Source organism: Bacillus mesophilum (genome assembly GCF_008923265.1).
In the GTDB taxonomy this organism is placed as follows: Bacteria; Bacillota; Bacilli; order Bacillales; family Cytobacillaceae; genus Cytobacillus; species Cytobacillus mesophilum.
In genome coordinates this window covers 449606-466706 of sequence record NZ_WBOT01000003.1, presented here as the reverse complement: position 1 = coordinate 466706, position 17101 = coordinate 449606, and the positions used below count along the sequence as shown (strand labels likewise).

Sequence of the window (17101 nt, the reverse complement as noted above, 5' to 3'; positions counted from 1 at the left end):
TTAAATAGTATTGTCTCAACAAGTTACAACTTATATTTAGTATATTAAAGTTTCTTTGTAGTATTTTTTCTATAACAAACTAAAATCGTATTCGTTTTTCTTATTCAAGCACAAGCGCCATGTCTCCATTTAAGAAGAAGGGACGATAATAACCAACAGTACTTGTAAGAGGTAACACATGAGGTTGTAATTCAATATTTAACATTTCTTTCATATATTTTCGACGAGTTTGAATTCTCTCCCATAGATCAGGATATTCAGATTGAATTTCGTTTATAAGTCTTTCATCAGCTAATACAATAGTACTTTCCGCAGAAACTCCATTATGACCTGATTGAACAGGTATAAAATCAATCTGATGAATATTCCCGCTTTGAACAACTGCATCAGAGCCTTTATAGAAAGCTGAACTCAACCACTCTTCATCTGCTGTTAGATGTCCGGGGCATAAATGCCAACCAAATTTATCAGGTGGATAAATCGCGGAGAATTGTTCATAGAATTCTCCACCTTTCTGCCCAATTGTTATATTGGAAAGCCACCAATTATATGCCTCAAAGTATGGCAATACAACCTCATTAAAGTAACCTTGATCAACTTCTTCCAATTCATTAAAGTTATTGACAGCATAACCTGAGCGACTTGATAATCCCCCTTTATAACCAACTGTTAATGATACCTTATCACCTTTTTTTAGTGTACGGTTTGTTGGATAAAGGTTTGCTTTAACGAATCGCTCTCCAAAAGCAGATATTGTAACTACACTTGGATACTGTCCATCTCGGTTTAACATATCACCAATCTCTCTCTCAATTGCACCTTCTTTTAAGTTATCCAAACCTAAGAGTAATGCATCCGATGCTAAAGAGGCACCAAATTCATAATGAGCAATCTCATTTGCATTATTGGTCGTTCGTGCTCCTCTATTAGGATGAATATAAAGTTGAGTTGCATTCACCAGTTTGTCTTCTCCCACTACTTCAGCTAACCCGTCAACGATGAAAGCTGGTAGATCAAAGGATTTATGAAAATCATTATAATTATAAGATAACAATTTCCATCCAACTAATCCTACTTTCTTTGTTGTATCAATATCTGCTTGTTTTAAATAATGACTGATAGGCAAGAAATCACCCATTGGCTGGTTAGGTAAAGATAGAAGCGGGCAATGAACACCTTTACTTTCAACACGAGAGAATTTGACTTTATTATAATTCTCATTCCCTAGAACTAGTGTACTGTGACCGTCTTGATTAATAATATGCAGACCTTCCTCAAATCGTGGGATAAAGCCCGTTAAGTATTCAAAGTTGCTGCCATGTTCTTTATCAGCATAAACAACTAAAGAACTTATATTTGCCTCTTTCATTAAGGTTAAGATCTTCTGTTTACGCATCATAATAGTATTCTCATTTAAAAATATTGGTTCACCTGAATGATCAAACTTTGGGGGAATAACTTTTTTTACTTTCGTAACCATATTTATGAACTCCTTAAATTTTATTTAAAAAACCACCTCTGATATCACGTATGATAACATTTAACCACAATAAGTCAACTAAATATAACACAATTCAGCTTAATTTGTTTATTTGTGTTGATTTATAACAACAACTTAATTATACTCTATACATGTAAACGCTAACTATCTGATAATACTGAAAGGAGAATAATAAAAATAAATTAATGCTCAATTAATTTATTTACAACCCAAATATTCCTTTTATATCCGCTAAGAAGGAAATGTGGTTAATATCGAGGAGATCCCAGATGATAGTTTACAAGAAGAGACTGATCTAACTTCAAGTGTATAAGAGTTATTTACTGCGAATTTAAAACCTGAACAATAAGAATATAACGTATTTAATTAATCGTACTTAAATCATCTCCGAATACAATGAAATCTTTTTAAAAATACAGACTATTACTTAGAAATGCTATTAAGAGAGGAGAATAAACATGGCAAAGTATACTAATTTATCCAATAAAGCGCTGGATAGTATTGGTGGTATTGATAATATTAGCAGCATCACTCACTGTGCTACACGTCTTAGAATTAATATTAAAAATGAGCAATTAATAGATCATGAAGCTTTAAACAATCTTCCAGATATAAATGCTGCTGTTAAAAAAGATAACCAAATTCAGCTTATCATCGGACCAAAAGTCGGTGAAGCTTACAATGAATTTATAAAAGTAACAGGTTGGGAATCTACTGATAAAAGTGAGTCTAAAACAAAGGAAGTAAATACTTCAAAAAAAAATCTTCAATATTACGTTAACAAATTTGGAAGTTTCATGGCTGCGGTATTTATGCCAATTGTTCCTGCTTTAATTACCGGTGGGATCATTTTAGCCATTAGAAATATATTAATTAACTACTTTGGTGTAGAGACAGATAGCGGTACTGCGCAAGTGTTAATTGCCATTTTCTCTGCAAGCTTTACATTTTTACCTGTCTATATTGGTTATACCTTATCCAGAAATTTGAACATGGACCCGATTCTAGGGGCACTACTTGGTGCAGTACTGGTAAGTCCCTCAATTAGCGGTGTCGAGGGATTAGATTTTTTAGGTATTCCTATCCCACTTGTTAATTATGGTTCATCCGTGTTTCCTATATTCCTGGGCGTATTCTTTATGTATTTTGTCAATAAGTTACTTTCTAAAATAATACCTGAGGCATTATCATTCTTTTTAAAACCCTTACTAACTATGATTATTGTTGTTCCTGTTACTTTAATCTTCTTAGGGCCTATCGGAACTACTATGAGTGAATTTGTAGGTTATGTTATTACTTCAATTGGAGAAACAATAGGTACTTTTGCAACGCCAATACTAGCAGCAGTCTACCCGTATTTAGTTATGTTTGGGTTAGATAAGACATTACCTCCAATGAAAATACAAATAGTAGCAGAGGTAGGTTATGATCCATTTATAACTGCCGCTGGATTTATATCTAACCTAAGTGTTGGTGCAAGCGCTTTGGCGGTTGCTTCATCAACAATAGATAAAGCTAAAAAAGGGGTCATTTATTCATCTGGTGTAACGGCACTTTTTGGTATAACAGAACCTGCATTTTATGGATCATTAATTCTAAAACCTAAAACACTAATCGGTGTAGCTTCTGGTGCTATTGCAGGCGGGATCGTAGCAGGTACGTTCAAACTATATGCATATATTGCAGGTGCTGCACCCGGTTTATCAACCTTTGTATTTTTTATTGATAACGACGGAGGTTTTGATAAGGTAATTCTTGGGGCAATCGTTGCTGCAGTCACAATAATCGTTTCTTTTGTAGTAACTAAGTTAATAATAAGAAAAGAACTGCAAAGAGAACTATAAGAATTTGATATTATAGAGAACTCGTTTGATGTCCTCTCATAACTGAAGCAGCCCCTGACAATATTGTCAGGGGCTGCAATCTATAAAAAAGGAAGTTCTTTAAGATGGAATTAAAATCGCAACGCGTTGAAAGAGGATCGTTTCTTTACAAACGTATTAATCTCGCATTTTTTATTGCGGGTTTTAATACATTTGCTATTTTATACTGTGTGCAGCCATTGTTGCCAAACTTTGCTTCACAATTTAATATAACCCCTGCAATTTCTAGTTTATCTCTTTCCTTGGCAACATTCTTTTTAGCAGTATCTATGATTTTTTTCGGTATTCTTTCTGATAGGTCAGGCCGAGTGAAATTAATGAATATATCCCTTATCATTTCAGCCATCATATGCTTTTTCATACCTTTTAGTTCTAATATTTACTGGATATTAGGACTTAGAGCCATTCAAGGCATTGCTCTGGCTGGCCTTCCTTCTATCGCGATGGCATATTTAAGTGAGGAGATAGGGACAAAAAGTTTAGCCCCAGCTATGGGTTTATATATATCAGGAAATGCACTGGGATCAACCTTTGGCCGTTTTATTACAGGGATGGTAGCAGAGCAAACGAACTGGCAGATTGCTATTTTAGTTGTTGGAGTCATCAGTTTGATTGCCAGCATTTTATTTACACGTATGGTGCCTGAATCACAGAATTTTGTTCCTGACACCACTACTTTTAAATTCACTCAAATTACAAAATCTATGTTTTATACTCTTTCACAATATAGGTTGATGTGTCTATTTTTAATCGGCTTCATCCTACTCGGTACAAATGTTGCTTTGTTTAATTATATGTCATTTACACTTCTGGATTCTCCTTATTTCGTTCCAGAATCATTAATCAGTCTTATATTTTTGCTTTATTTTGTTGGTATGTTTAGTTCTGTAGGTGCTGATAAAGTAATTAGACTATTTGGCAGGAAATCTGCTATTTTTATTAGTTTAACTTTAATATTAATTGGAATAACACTCACATTAGTTCCTAACATTCCTGTAAAACTAATTGGGACAGCGATTTCTGTTTATGGATTTTTTAGTAGTCACTCTATTTCTAGTAGCTGGATTGGTTTAATTACAACTAAAAGCAAAGCACAAGCATCCTCCTTCTACTTATTTTTCTACTACCTTGGATCTAGTGTGGTCGGTACAATAGGCGGTTTAATTTGGAGTGAAAACGGATGGCCTGGAGTAGTAATGATGAATATGATATTAATCTTTATTGCCTTGATATTAGCTGTAATACTTACAAAAAATGAAATGAAGGATAATACTTTGGCTAACTGAAAATCTTCACAGCGACCATCCTAAAATTAAATGCTGTTCGTTGCACGGATTCTTTATGCAAATCTTTTTCAACACACAAAAACCTCCTATAAACGTGGATTCATCACACATTTATAGGAGGTTTTATAAATACTGTTTTGCGAATTAAATCATGTCTTTGTATCGTTTAATTCAAGCGGTATAAAATCACTCTGTACGACACAATTCAGGTATCTTTTTTTAACTTCAAACTTACTTGCTCAAGTTATAAAAAGATTTCAAACCATCGTATACAGCTAAATCGCCAAGTTCGTCTTCGATGCGAAGAAGCTGGTTGTATTTCGCGATACGGTCTGTACGGGACATAGAACCAGTTTTGATTTGTCCAGCGTTTGTTGCAACAGCGATGTCAGCGATTGTTGCGTCTTCTGTTTCACCAGAACGGTGAGAAACTACAGCTGTGTAGCCAGCACGCTTCGCCATTTCGATTGCTTCAAACGTTTCTGTAAGTGTACCGATTTGGTTTACTTTGATTAGGATTGAGTTGCCAACGCCTTGCTCAATACCTTGTGCAAGTTTCTTCGTATTTGTAACGAATAGGTCGTCACCAACAAGTTGAACTTTGCCGCCGATGCGCTCAGTTAATAGCTTGTGGCCATCCCAGTCGTTTTCGTCAAGACCATCTTCAATTGAGATGATTGGGAATTCGTTAACAAGCTCTTCGTAGAAGTTAACCATATCTTCAGAAGATAAACCTGTACGGCCTTCGCCTGCAAGATCATATTTGCTTGTTTCTTTGTTATAGAACTCAGAAGAAGCAACGTCCATTGCAAGGTAGATGTCCTTACCAGCTTCGTAACCAGCGTTTGTGATTGCTTCGATGATTACTTCAAGAGCTTCACGGTTAGAACCAAGGTTTGGAGCGAATCCGCCTTCGTCACCAACAGCTGTGTTTAAGCCTTTGCCAGAAAGAACTTTTTTCAGGCTGTGGAATACTTCAGCACCCATACGGATTGCTTCTTTGAATGTTGGAGCTCCAACAGGCATGATCATGAATTCTTGGAAGTCAACGTTGTTATCAGCATGAGAACCACCGTTGATGATGTTCATCATTGGAGTTGGAAGCTGCTTCGCGTTGAAACCGCCAAGGTAACGGTATAAAGGAAGTCCTACAGACTCAGCAGCAGCATGTGCAGCAGCCATAGAAACACCTAGGATAGCGTTAGCGCCTAGTTTGCCTTTGTTTTCAGTACCGTCTAGTTCGATCATTGTGCGATCGATGCCCACTTGATCTGTTACATCTAAGCCGATTACTGCTTCAGCGATAAGGTTGTTTACGTTATCTACTGCTTTTTGAACACCTTTTCCAAGGTAGCGAGAATTGTCGCCATCGCGAAGTTCTACAGCTTCGTGCTCACCAGTTGATGCACCAGATGGCACCATTGCACGGCCGAAAAAGCCTGATTCTGTTAACACTTCTACTTCGATTGTTGGGTTACCGCGAGAGTCTAATACTTCACGAGCATATACATGTTGGATAAATGGCATAATAATTCTCTCCTTTTTATATGAAAAATTAGTTTGGAAATACGTTTTATTTTTTAATAATGGTAGTGCCTGTCATTTCTGTTGGCTTCTCAAGACCTAATAGATCCAAAACTGTTGGTGCAAGGTCTCCAAGAATTCCATCCTCACGCAAAGTGACGCCTTCTTTAGTCACAATGACAGGAACCGGATTTGTCGTATGAGCGGTCATTGGATTGCCGTCCAATGTCACAACTTCATCGGCATTTCCGTGGTCAGCAGTGATGATTGCATGTCCGCCCTTAGCTACAAGAGCATCAACGATTTTGCCAAGACATTCATCAACTGTTTCTACAGCTTTGATTGTCGGCTCCAGCATGCCAGAGTGTCCAACCATATCCGGATTGGCAAAGTTTAAAATGATTGTATCGAAATTGTCGGCTTCAATCTCTTTTAACAGAGCATCCGTTAATTCATATGCACTCATTTCCGGCTGTAAATCATACGTTGCAACTTTTGGAGAATTAATCAGGATTCGTTCTTCACCAGGGAATTTATCCTCACGTCCACCGCTCATAAAGAAGGTAACATGTGGATATTTCTCTGTTTCAGCAATTCGAAGCTGTCTTAATTTGTTTTGCGATAATACCTCTCCTAAAGTATTATCCAAGTTTGTTGGTTTAAACGCAACAAATCCGTCAACTGTTTCACTAAAATGTGTCAAACAAACGAAATATAGGCTATTCGGATGCTTTGGACCTCTGTCGAACGATCTGAAATCCTTATTCGTAAATGTGTTGGAAATCTGGATCGCACGGTCAGGACGGAAGTTATAGAAAATAACTGCATCCTCGTCTTCGATGGCTCCTACAGGTGTTCCGTCTTCTTTTGTAATGACAGACGGAATCACGAACTCATCAAAGATTCCGTTGCGATAATTATCTTCTACTAAATCAAGGGCAGAAGAATAAGAAGGGCCTTCACCGTATACCATCGAGCGATAAGACTTTTCCACACGCTCCCAGCGTTTGTCGCGGTCCATAGAGTAATAGCGTCCAGAAATGGTTGCGAATTGTCCGACACCATATTCTTTCATCTTTTCCTCAGCAGCTTTAATGTATTTCTCAGCTGTTTTTGGACCTACATCACGTCCATCAAGGAAGCCATGCACATATACATTCTTTACGCCTTCTTCAGCAGCTAAACGAAGAAGTGCATATAAGTGTTCAATATGGCTATGAACACCGCCGTCAGAAAGCAAGCCCATTAAGTGAAGGTTCTTGCCCGTCTTTTTAACATGTTCAATTGCTGAAAGGAATGTTTCGTTTTTCTCAAAATTTCCTTCACGAATTGCAACGTTCACTCTTGTTAAGCTTTGATAAACAACACGCCCAGCACCAATATTCAAATGGCCAACTTCAGAGTTCCCCATTTGTCCATCCGGAAGTCCTACCGCTTCACCACTTGCAACAAGCTGTGCATGCGGATATTGATTCCAAAAACGGTCAAAGTTTGGCTTTTTAGCTTGAGCAACCGCATTACCCATTGTTTCGCCTCTTAACGCGAATCCATCCAGGATAATCAGTGCTACTGGTGATTTAGTCATTCTTGCCTGCCTCCAATAATTGCAGGAATGATTGTGCTTCTAAGCTAGCACCGCCAACAAGAGCACCATCAATATCAGATTCGCTCATGTATTCTTTAATGTTAGCAGGCTTTACACTGCCGCCATATTGAATGCGGACTGCATCAGCAGCTGTTTGAGAGAATTGTTTTGCTACTACTTGGCGAATGTGCGCACATACTTCATTAGCATCTGCTGCTGTAGAAGATTTGCCTGTGCCGATTGCCCAGATTGGTTCGTAAGCAATAACTGTTTCTTTTACTTGATCTTCAGTTAATCCAGCAAGAGCTTTTTCAACTTGATCACCAACAAGCTGATTTGTTTCTCCGTTTTCACGCTGTTCAAGCGATTCACCAACACACACAATTGGAGTTAGACCATGAGCAAATGCTGCCAATGTCTTTTTGTTAACAGACTCGTCTGTTTCGTTAAACATTTCACGGCGCTCAGAGTGGCCTAAAATGACATATTTTACACCAAGATCTTCAAGTGCAACTGGGCTTGTTTCACCAGTAAAAGCACCAGAGTTTTCAAAGTGCATGTTTTGTGCACCGATTTGTACAGCTGTACCTTTAGTGCTTTCAACTAAACGCTCTAAAAATAGTGCAGGTGCACATACAACTGTTTCAACCTTTTCTTGATCAGGAACTAGTCCGTTTACTTCTTCAATAAATGATTTTGCCTCGGAAAGTGTTTTATGCATTTTCCAGTTTCCTGCGATAATAGGTTTACGCATGGTGGGCACATCCTTTCATTCTATTTCAAGCTATTAATTGTTCACTACAGATTGTTTCCCGCTTCATGGCGATCTTCTACCTGGGGCAGGCGGTAAGCCTTTTGGCGCCTTACAGGCTCACCTTCTCCAATACCCGCAGGATCAGATCCAGTCTGCGAAAAAAATATATCTATATGAAACAGTCTTATTTATCGTTTAACGCTACTACTCCAGGAAGTTCTTTTCCTTCGATAAATTCAAGGGAAGCACCGCCGCCTGTAGAGATGTGGCTCATTCTGTCTGCTAAGTGGAACTTTTCAACTGCAGCTGCAGAGTCTCCGCCGCCGATGACTGAATATGTATCGTTTGCTTCAGCAAGTGCTTCTGCAACAGCTTTTGTTCCGCCAGCGAATTTGTTTAGTTCAAACACACCCATTGGTCCGTTCCAGATAACAAGTTTTGAATTTTGGATGACTTCGCTGTAAATTTCAGCTGTTTTCGGTCCAATATCTAACGCTTCCCAATCTGCAGGGATTTCTTCAATGGATACTACTTTTGTATTTGCATCTTCTGAGAAATCATCAGAAACAATTACATCAACTGGCATATAGAATTTAACGCCTTTTTCTTTCGCTTTTGCAATAAAAGAAAGAGCTAAATCCATTTTGTCTTCTTCCAAAAGGGATTTTCCGATTTCATGGCCTTGTGCTTTTACAAATGTGTATGCAAGTCCGCCGCCGATGATTAGGTTATCTACTTTATCAAGAAGGTTTTCAATAACACCGATTTTATCTTTTACTTTTGCTCCGCCAATGATTGCAGTGAAAGGACGCTCAGGATTGGACATTGCTTTTCCTAGTACAGCTAATTCTTTCTCCATTAGCAATCCGGAAACAGCTGGAAGATGATGTGCAATTCCTTCTGTTGAAGCGTGTGCACGGTGTGCTGCTCCAAATGCATCGTTTACATATACATCTGCGAGTTCAGCAAAAGCTTTTGCTAATTGAGGATCATTCTTTTCTTCACCAGCATAAAAACGAACGTTTTCTAATAATAAAACATCGCCTTCATTCATTGTTCCTACTAATTCTTTCACAGAATCGCCATATGCCTCATCTGCCTTTTTCACTTCTTTGCCAAGAAGCTCTGAAAGACGTTTTGCAACAGGAGTTAAACGAAGTTCTTCAACAACGGCTCCTTTTGGACGGCCAAGGTGGCTTGCAAGAATAACTTTTGCTCCTTGCTCTGTTAAATAATTAATCGTTGACAATGCTGCACGGATACGTGTTTCGTCTGTAACTTGACCGTCCTTCATTGGAACGTTAAAGTCTACACGGCAAAATACGCGTTTGCCTTTTAAATCAACATCTTTCACGCTTTTCTTGTTCATAGCAAAAGAACCTCCTATTAGAAGATTTAATAATCTTCTAAATATAATATTTGCTTTGCCAATAAGAAACTCGTACACCGGCAAGCCTAAAAAGCATGCCTGGGACGCAGTTTGCGCTAACTGCTTTTCATAGCCATATGCCCATGAAAAGACAACGGGGGAGAGGGATATGTTCCCTGCTCCCCCGTTCCCATTTATCATTATAGACATTCACATATGTTATATCCATTATGATGAGGTTAAATTAGCGTTAATATCGGTAAAATTAAAGACCTTTTTGAGCGATATAATCAACTAGGTCAACTACACGGTTAGAGTAGCCAGACTCGTTATCATACCAAGAGATAACTTTTACCATGCTGTCTTCTAGAACCATTGTAGATAATGCATCGATTGTAGAAGAAGCTGGGTTACCGTTGTAGTCGCTAGATACTAATGGCTCTTCGCTGTAAGCAAGAATGCCTTTAAGATCGCCTTCAGCAGCTTCTTTAAGTGCAGCATTTACTTCTTCAGCTGTAACGTTTTGATCAAGCTCAGCAACTAAGTCAACTAGTGAAACGTTTGGAGTTGGAACACGCATTGCTCCACCGTTTAATTTACCTTTAAGTTCAGGTAAAACTAGAGAAACTGCTTTTGCAGCACCAGTTGTTGTAGGAATGATGTTTTCAGCTGCTGCACGTGCACGGCGATAGTCTTTGTGCGGCAAGTCAAGGATTTGCTGATCATTTGTGTATGAGTGAACTGTTGTCATCATACCGCGTTTGATTCCGAACTTGTCGTTTAATACTTTAGCAAAAGGAGCTAAGCAGTTTGTCGTACAAGAAGCGTTAGAGATAACATCATGTTGTGCTGGATCATATTTATCATGGTTAACACCCATAACAACTGTGATATCTTCGTCAGTTGCAGGAGCAGAGATGATTACTTTTTTAGCGCCAGCTTCTAAGTGTTTAGCAGCGTCAGAACGCTTAGTGAAACGTCCAGTAGATTCTACTACTACTTCTACGCCAAGGTCTCCCCAGCCAAGTTGAGCAGGATCGCGCTCTGCGATAACTTTTACGCGTTGTCCGCCAACTACTAGATATTCACCATCAACTGTAACTTCTTCGTTTACTGTTCCGTGAACAGTATCATATTTTAAAAGGTGTGCAAGCATGTTTGCATCTGTAAGGTCATTTACTGCAACAACCTCTACATTAGGATTTTTTAAAGCTGCACGGAAAACCACACGCCCGATTCTACCAAAACCATTAATACCAACTTTTACTGCCATGAATAACTTCCTCCTTTGAAAGGATCATTTTTTATTTAAAGGTTTTACCCTTTTAACAACTGATTTGCAGCACCTTCATCCGTGATCAAAATAGTGGATTTCGGAGCTCTTTTCATATAAGCTGCAATGGCTTTTGCCTTTGAGCCTCCACCGGCAACAGCAAGGACATGCTGAATAGCAGTCAAGTCTGCGAGCTGCAGGCCGACCGTTTGAATTTTATGAACGATCTCACCGGCTTCATTGAAATAATAACCAAACGCTTCGCCAACTGCGTTTGCCGCAATAAGCTTTTTTACATTCTCACTGCTGGTTTTACGGCGTTCCGCCATTGTAATAGCATCTCCAATTCCGTGGAGAACCATGCATGCAGACTTAATCAAATGAAGAACCTCAGTGAAGTTTGGATCCTTAATCATAGACTCATACATTTCCTTGCTCACTTCGTCTGGCGCGTATAAGACTCGATGTTTTGAATCTGTATTTTCTGCCATTTGTGAACAAATCGTGTTTGCCTGATTTTTGACATCCTCTCCAATACCGCCTCTAGCCGGTACAAACAGCCAATTCTGGTCAGGTTTCGTCGGCGTCAGCATTTTTGCCACAGTTGACATGGTTGTTCCACCAGTCACACCGATGATATTCTCTCCATGCAAGGAGGATTTCATCCACTGTGCCGTCGCTCTGCCAAGTTCATTTTTAACCCAAGGAGCTTCGTCCGCGTTTCCGGAAACGATAATGGCTCTTTGAATGCCCAATTTATCGGCCAGCTGCTGTTCCATTTTCACTATACCCGAAATTTCTCTCATTATGCTGCGAAGTTCGACAAGTAATTTCCGACCATCTTCCGTAACGCTCATTCCTAAGCTGGCAACGGTAATCAAGTCCTGTGTTTTCAGGAAATCTACTTCACTGCGAAGTACTCGTTCAGTAAGCCCAAGACTCACTGCCAAGCTCCTTCTGCCCACAGGCTGCATTTGGTTTATGTACTCAAGAATGTGGTAGCGTTTCTGCATAACAGCAAGCAAATCTGGCAATAATTTTTTCTGGATATCAATTAGTGAGTACATCTCGCAGCTCCTTACAATCACCTGTTGGTCAATTTTAGTCCCGCATAGACATATTATGTCCCACCGACTGAAAAAAAAATCACGCTTGCTACAATTTGAATTTTAGCAAGAATGATTCTTGAATGCAACTAATATTGTCTTATTTTCTAGCCTATTTTTTAAAAATAACGTTTGTTCCAATTTTTGTTATAGCAGTTATAGCCTCTGTCTATTTAATTAGAGCTTCCTCTACTGTAAAACGATCCACTTGGCCATACTGAATCTCTTCTCCATCGACATAGACAACTGGAATCATTAAGCCGTATCGTTCTGTCAGCTCATCACTATTATCAATATCATATTCAATATATTGAAAGTTGAATTTTTCTTTTAATTCGATAATGATTTGTTTCGCTTTATCGCATAGCGGACATTTGTTTCGAGTGTATAAGGTTAACGTCTTATTCATAAGCAGTCTCCTTTCAATCATATCTCTTTCGTTTAGAAGAGGACGGAATCCCAAGCTGTTCGCGATATTTAGCTGCTGTCCTTCGGGAAATAACAAAGCCAGCCTCTGTTTTCAGCAAATTGGCAATCTCCTGATCTGAAAGTGGTTTTTGTTTATTTTCTGAGGAGATGAGCTTGTGAATCGCCGCTTTCGCCTCTTTAGATGAAGCATCAGCATTGCCTGCCGTCTTAATCATACTGACAAAAAAGCTACGCAGTTCAAATGTTCCAAACGGAGTCTGCATATATTTGCCTCTAACCGCCCTGCTCACCGTTGATTCATGGATTTCAAGTTCATCCGCAATTTCCTTCATCGTCATAGGCTTTAAAAAAGCTGATCCTTTTAGAAAGAATTGAGGCTGGCGCTCTGCGATCTTTCTTGTAACTTTTAAGATCGTTTCTTTCCTTTGTTCGATTGAGCGTTTGATCCATTGGTAATCCTGCTGCCGGTTCTGCAGGTAACGACCCACCTGCTGATCACCTGCACTATGAAGTTTCTTTGCATATCCTTCATTATAGGAAATACTAGGTACATTTTCATCATATAGCTGGATGTGAAGGCCGTTTTGTTCTGTATACACGATGACATCAGGTATGATATATGCTGGCTTTTCGGAAGCAAAGCTTGCTCCCGGTTTAGGATTTAACGTCTGCACGAGATCATAGACTGCTTGAATCTCTTTTACATCTGCTTTGATTTCCCTCGCTAACTGTTTCCATTTTTTATCTGCAAACAATTGAAAGTGCTGACGGATAATTTCTTCAGCCATTTCGTTGACTGGCACCAGACGCTCCAGCTGCAATAATAAACATTCCTGCAAACTGCGTGCACCAATCCCTGCCGGTTCTAAGTGCTGCAAGAGATCGAGCTGCTCTCGCACAGTTTCTCCATCAGCATCATAAAGCTCGGCAACCTGCGGCAAATTAATATTATATAAGTAACCGTTTTCATCAAGACTGTATATAAAATGAAGAATGATTTTTTTTTCCAGTTCTGTCAGATTGGCTGGAAGCTGCTGAATCAGATAATCATCCAATTGCTGAACATTTACAGCAAGCTGTTCAATCCATTTCTCTTTATCTTGATTTTGTTTAAGCTTTGATTTTTTAATTCGCTGTGCACGGGGATCCATTGTTTTCACAAAATTTGAGTTTAGCTCCATCAGGGGATTTTCCAGAGCCTTCTCTTCCAAAAAAGCAGTGAGCTCCTGGGAATTAAATTGCAATAGCTCAATAGACTGCTTTAACTCCTGGGTCATCGCTAACTTCAAGGTTTGCTGCTGCCATAAACCTGCTTTTAAATCCATTCTGCTTCCCCCTTCATTCCTATTTTACAGGAAGAAGCCCTATAATTGTATGGATAATTACTGACAGAGAAAAAGACCCAGAGAAACCGTTTCCAAAAAAACTCTATATTTCTATTTTGTTACAAATCAAAATTTTACAATGATTTATCTTTCATTTTATGGTATTATTCCATTGGGCAAATTTTACGAAAGTAAAAGACGCAAAGCCACGGGCCTAAAGTATGTGCTTGTACACATGCCATGGCAGCCGGGTTGCATATAAGTCGATCATTCCTTTTTAATTTGCCTAATACTGCTTTAAGAAGGGTGAACAATGATTTTTCCAACAGTACTCAGCAAGGACAAAGAAATTAGACACGTCGTCAAGGACCAGCACACATGCTTATGCGGACACAAGTACAATGTCTTTACGACTTTCACCAAGAACGATTTCAAGAAGATTCAGTTCAGAAAGAATGAAGTTATCACCTGTCCAGCATGCCGATCCATCATTGAATGATGGACCGGCATTTTTGATTTCTGCCCCTCTCTCTCGAAGCAATTTCAGCAAACTCATAGACATGCTAAAAGAATGTTGCAATGTTGTTCATATTATCCTATAATTAGTATTCGTAACGCTTAAGGAATTTGAGTGTTTACAGTACTTGATAATCTGCCCTCGTGGTGCAACGGATAGCACGTAAGATTCCGGTTCTTGAGATGGGGGTTCGATTCCCTCCGAGGGTGTATGAAAAGGCCATTGCTGAATAAAGCAATGGCCTTTTCTTGTTTAGAAGGATCGTTCTATTTTCTTCTTTACTCCTCTGAAAACAGGCAAGCAATTTTTTATTTTCCCACAAGGTGTTAAAAATATACAGGTTGGGTAAAATATAAAGTGGAATGTTCACAAAAAGTATTTAGAAATAGGTCAATCAAAATCTGTCGAACGATTTCGCTTTCCTAAAGGTGCGATTCTTTTGACCTTTATTGACCATTAGTGTATGATGAAACTACATAAAAATGGTGTATGTCTTACAGAATTAAGTCTGCACTATCCCTTAATTTTAAAGGAGGAATTAGAATGAATTTAATCCCTACAGTTATCGAACAAACAAACCGCGGGGAACGTGCTTATGATATTTACTCCCGCCTTTTAAAAGACCGTATTATTATGCTTGGCAGTGCAATCGATGATAATGTTGCCAACTCCATTGTAGCTCAATTGCTATTCTTAGAGGCTGAAAATCCTGAAAAAGATATTACATTATACATCAACTCTCCAGGCGGAAGCATCACGGCTGGCATGGCGATTTACGATACTATGCAATACATCAAGCCAAGCGTTTCTACGATCTGCACAGGTATGGCTGCTTCAATGGGTGCCTTCCTTCTTGCTGCCGGTGAAAAAGGAAAACGCTTCGCACTTCCAAATAGTGAAGTGATGATTCACCAGCCACTTGGAGGTGCTCAAGGTCAGGCAACTGAAATTGAAATTGCTGCAAAACGTATTCTTTTCCTTCGCGAAAAATTAAATACGATTCTTGCAGAGCGCACTGGACAGCCGCTTGAAGTGATTGCAAAGGATACAGACCGCGATAACTTTATGACAGCTGAAAGAGCATTAGAGTACGGCTTAATTGACAAAATCATTTCCCGCAATCCAAACGAAGCAAAATAATGGTTCAGAGTGAGGCACTAACATGTGCCTCACTTTTTTGTTCATGAAATTAGATTCAAAAAATTAGCAGCTGGACAAAATCTACTCCTCAGCTTCTAGTTCGCAAAATCTCCCACGAAAAAGGACACACTCCTAAGAATGTGCCCTTTCTTTCTATTGTTCTTGCTGAATGTATTTAGCCAATTGCTCTAGCGCTTCTTGTTCATCACTGCCGCTAGCCATTAATGTAATTGTGGCACCCGTGCTGACAGCCAGGCTCATCAAGCCCATTATACTTTTCGCGTTTACCTTTTTTCCATCTCGCTCCAGAAAAATATCAGCTGAAAAACGATTTGCTTCTTGAACGAATAATGCCGCTGGCCGTGCCTGTAAACCTGTTTTTAATTTTACCTCAACCTGTTTTTCCACCATAAAAAAATCAATCCTCCTATTGCTCGCTACTGGGGGATTGTAATATCACCCGCTTTTAGCTTTTCTGCAATTTCATCAATTTTACGAAGTCGGTGATTAATGCCTGATTTGCTGATATTTCCGCCAGACACCATTTCCCCAAGCTCTTTTAGTGTTACATCCTGATAAGCTACACGCAGTTCTGCAATTTCCCGTAATTTATCTGGAAGGATTTGCAGCCCTACCGTTTGTTCAATATATTTTATGTTTTCGACTTGGCGCAGTGCTGCACCAATCGTTTTGTTCAAGTTCGCAGTTTCACAATTTACAAGACGGTTAACCGAGTTTCGCATATCACGGACAATCCTGATATCCTCAAACCGCAGCAAAGCAGCATGAGCGCCAACAATATTTAAGAATTCGGTTATTTTTTCTGCTTCTTTTAAATACGTAATAAAGCCTTTTTTTCGTTCCAGTGTTTTACTGTTTAAGCCAAATGTGTTCATAAGCTCGCATAATGCATCATTGTGTTCCTTATATAAAGAGGCAATTTCAAGGTGATACGACGATGTTTCCGGATTGTTGACAGAGCCTCCGGCAAGAAAAGCTCCGCGAAGGTAAGAACGCTTACAGCATTTCTTTTTAACAAGCTCCTGGGCGATATCATGTGTAAAAACAAAGCCCTCACTTAAGATCTTCAAATCATCCAGGATTGTACTTGCCCCTTCAGCAAGACGGACAATATAGACATTGTTTTTCTTTAATCTCATTTTTTTACGAACAAGTAGCTCTACCTGTACACTATAATTCTTTTTAATTAGCGTATAGATTCTTCTGGCAATCGCTGCATTTTCCGTTTGTATGTCAACAACCAATTTACGATTGGAAAAGGATAAAGAACCATTCATCCGGATTAAGGCAGAGAGTTCAGATATACTGCAGCAGTCCTTTGTTTCAATATTGGTCAGTTCTTTTTTTGTTTCTGAAGCGAAAGACATTCCTCCACCCCCTACCTGGCA

General features: G+C 39.0%; 15 protein-coding genes, 1 tRNA gene and 1 riboswitch. Of the genes, 4 read left to right on the top strand and 12 right to left on the bottom strand.

What is annotated here, in order from left to right; all coding sequences use genetic code 11:
* Positions 1–100: 100 nt before the first annotated feature.
* Complete coding sequence (locus F7732_RS11870; RefSeq protein WP_151574085.1) at positions 101–1480, bottom strand: M24 family metallopeptidase; 1380 nt, start codon at positions 1478–1480, stop codon at positions 101–103.
* Between the two features lie 479 nt (positions 1481–1959).
* Between F7732_RS11870 and F7732_RS11865 the strand changes: the two genes are divergently transcribed.
* Positions 1960–3345, top strand: a complete 1386-nt coding sequence (locus F7732_RS11865; RefSeq protein WP_151574083.1) for a PTS transporter subunit EIIC — start codon at positions 1960–1962, stop codon at positions 3343–3345.
* 104 nt (positions 3346–3449) lie between these two features.
* Positions 3450–4670: an MFS transporter gene (locus F7732_RS11860; protein WP_151574082.1), complete on the top strand. Its 1221-nt coding sequence runs from the start codon at positions 3450–3452 to the stop codon at positions 4668–4670.
* 231 nt (positions 4671–4901) lie between these two features.
* Here F7732_RS11860 and eno read toward each other — a convergent pair whose 3' ends face one another.
* From eno to F7732_RS22645, 9 genes are all read right to left on the bottom strand, one after another.
* The gene (gene eno, locus F7732_RS11855; RefSeq protein WP_151574080.1) at positions 4902–6197 is read right to left on the bottom strand and encodes a phosphopyruvate hydratase; all 1296 of its coding nucleotides are present in this window, start codon (positions 6195–6197) and stop codon (positions 4902–4904) included.
* A gap of 46 nt (positions 6198–6243) precedes the next feature.
* A complete protein-coding gene (gene gpmI, locus F7732_RS11850) occupies positions 6244–7779 on the bottom strand; it encodes a 2,3-bisphosphoglycerate-independent phosphoglycerate mutase (protein WP_151574078.1) in 1536 nt (511 codons plus the stop codon).
* On the bottom strand, positions 7772–8533 hold the full coding sequence (tpiA, locus tag F7732_RS11845) for a triose-phosphate isomerase (protein WP_151574076.1): 762 nt from the start codon (positions 8531–8533) through the stop codon (positions 7772–7774). Before tpiA ends, gpmI begins: the two co-directional genes overlap by 8 nt.
* Before the next feature lie 184 nt (positions 8534–8717).
* Complete coding sequence (locus F7732_RS11840) at positions 8718–9902, bottom strand: phosphoglycerate kinase (protein WP_151574074.1); 1185 nt, start codon at positions 9900–9902, stop codon at positions 8718–8720.
* A gap of 265 nt (positions 9903–10167) precedes the next feature.
* Positions 10168–11175 carry a type I glyceraldehyde-3-phosphate dehydrogenase gene (gene gap / locus F7732_RS11835; protein ID WP_151574072.1) on the bottom strand — a complete coding sequence of 336 codons (1008 nt, stop codon included), beginning with the start codon at positions 11173–11175 and terminating at the stop codon, positions 10168–10170.
* Between the two features lie 44 nt (positions 11176–11219).
* A complete protein-coding gene (locus F7732_RS11830; RefSeq protein WP_151574070.1) occupies positions 11220–12242 on the bottom strand; it encodes a sugar-binding transcriptional regulator in 1023 nt (340 codons plus the stop codon).
* A 208-nt stretch (positions 12243–12450) separates the two neighbouring features.
* The gene (locus F7732_RS11825) at positions 12451–12690 is read right to left on the bottom strand and encodes a glutaredoxin family protein (protein WP_151574068.1); all 240 of its coding nucleotides are present in this window, start codon (positions 12688–12690) and stop codon (positions 12451–12453) included.
* A 13-nt stretch (positions 12691–12703) separates the two neighbouring features.
* Positions 12704–14035, bottom strand: coding sequence for an RNA polymerase factor sigma-54 (gene rpoN, locus F7732_RS11820; RefSeq protein WP_151574066.1), 1332 nt, complete (start codon positions 14033–14035; stop codon positions 12704–12706).
* A 165-nt stretch (positions 14036–14200) separates the two neighbouring features.
* Positions 14201–14295, top strand: a riboswitch (cyclic di-GMP riboswitch).
* 122 nt (positions 14296–14417) lie between these two features.
* Positions 14418–14615 carry a hypothetical protein gene (locus tag F7732_RS22645; protein WP_161598871.1) on the bottom strand — a complete coding sequence of 66 codons (198 nt, stop codon included), beginning with the start codon at positions 14613–14615 and terminating at the stop codon, positions 14418–14420.
* Between the two features lie 74 nt (positions 14616–14689).
* On the opposite strand from F7732_RS22645, the gene F7732_RS11815 reads away from it, so the two are divergent.
* Together F7732_RS11815 and clpP are read left to right on the top strand one after the other, a co-directional pair.
* Positions 14690–14761 (top strand) — tRNA-Arg (locus F7732_RS11815).
* A gap of 334 nt (positions 14762–15095) precedes the next feature.
* Complete coding sequence (gene clpP / locus F7732_RS11810; protein ID WP_066442629.1) at positions 15096–15692, top strand: ATP-dependent Clp endopeptidase proteolytic subunit ClpP; 597 nt, start codon at positions 15096–15098, stop codon at positions 15690–15692.
* A gap of 153 nt (positions 15693–15845) precedes the next feature.
* Here the strand turns inward: clpP and F7732_RS11805 are convergent, their stop codons facing one another.
* Positions 15846–16103 carry an HPr family phosphocarrier protein gene (locus F7732_RS11805; RefSeq protein WP_151574064.1) on the bottom strand — a complete coding sequence of 86 codons (258 nt, stop codon included), beginning with the start codon at positions 16101–16103 and terminating at the stop codon, positions 15846–15848.
* 26 nt (positions 16104–16129) lie between these two features.
* On the bottom strand, positions 16130–17080 hold the full coding sequence (whiA, locus tag F7732_RS11800) for a DNA-binding protein WhiA (RefSeq protein ID WP_151574062.1): 951 nt from the start codon (positions 17078–17080) through the stop codon (positions 16130–16132).
* Positions 17081–17101 lie beyond the last annotated feature (21 nt).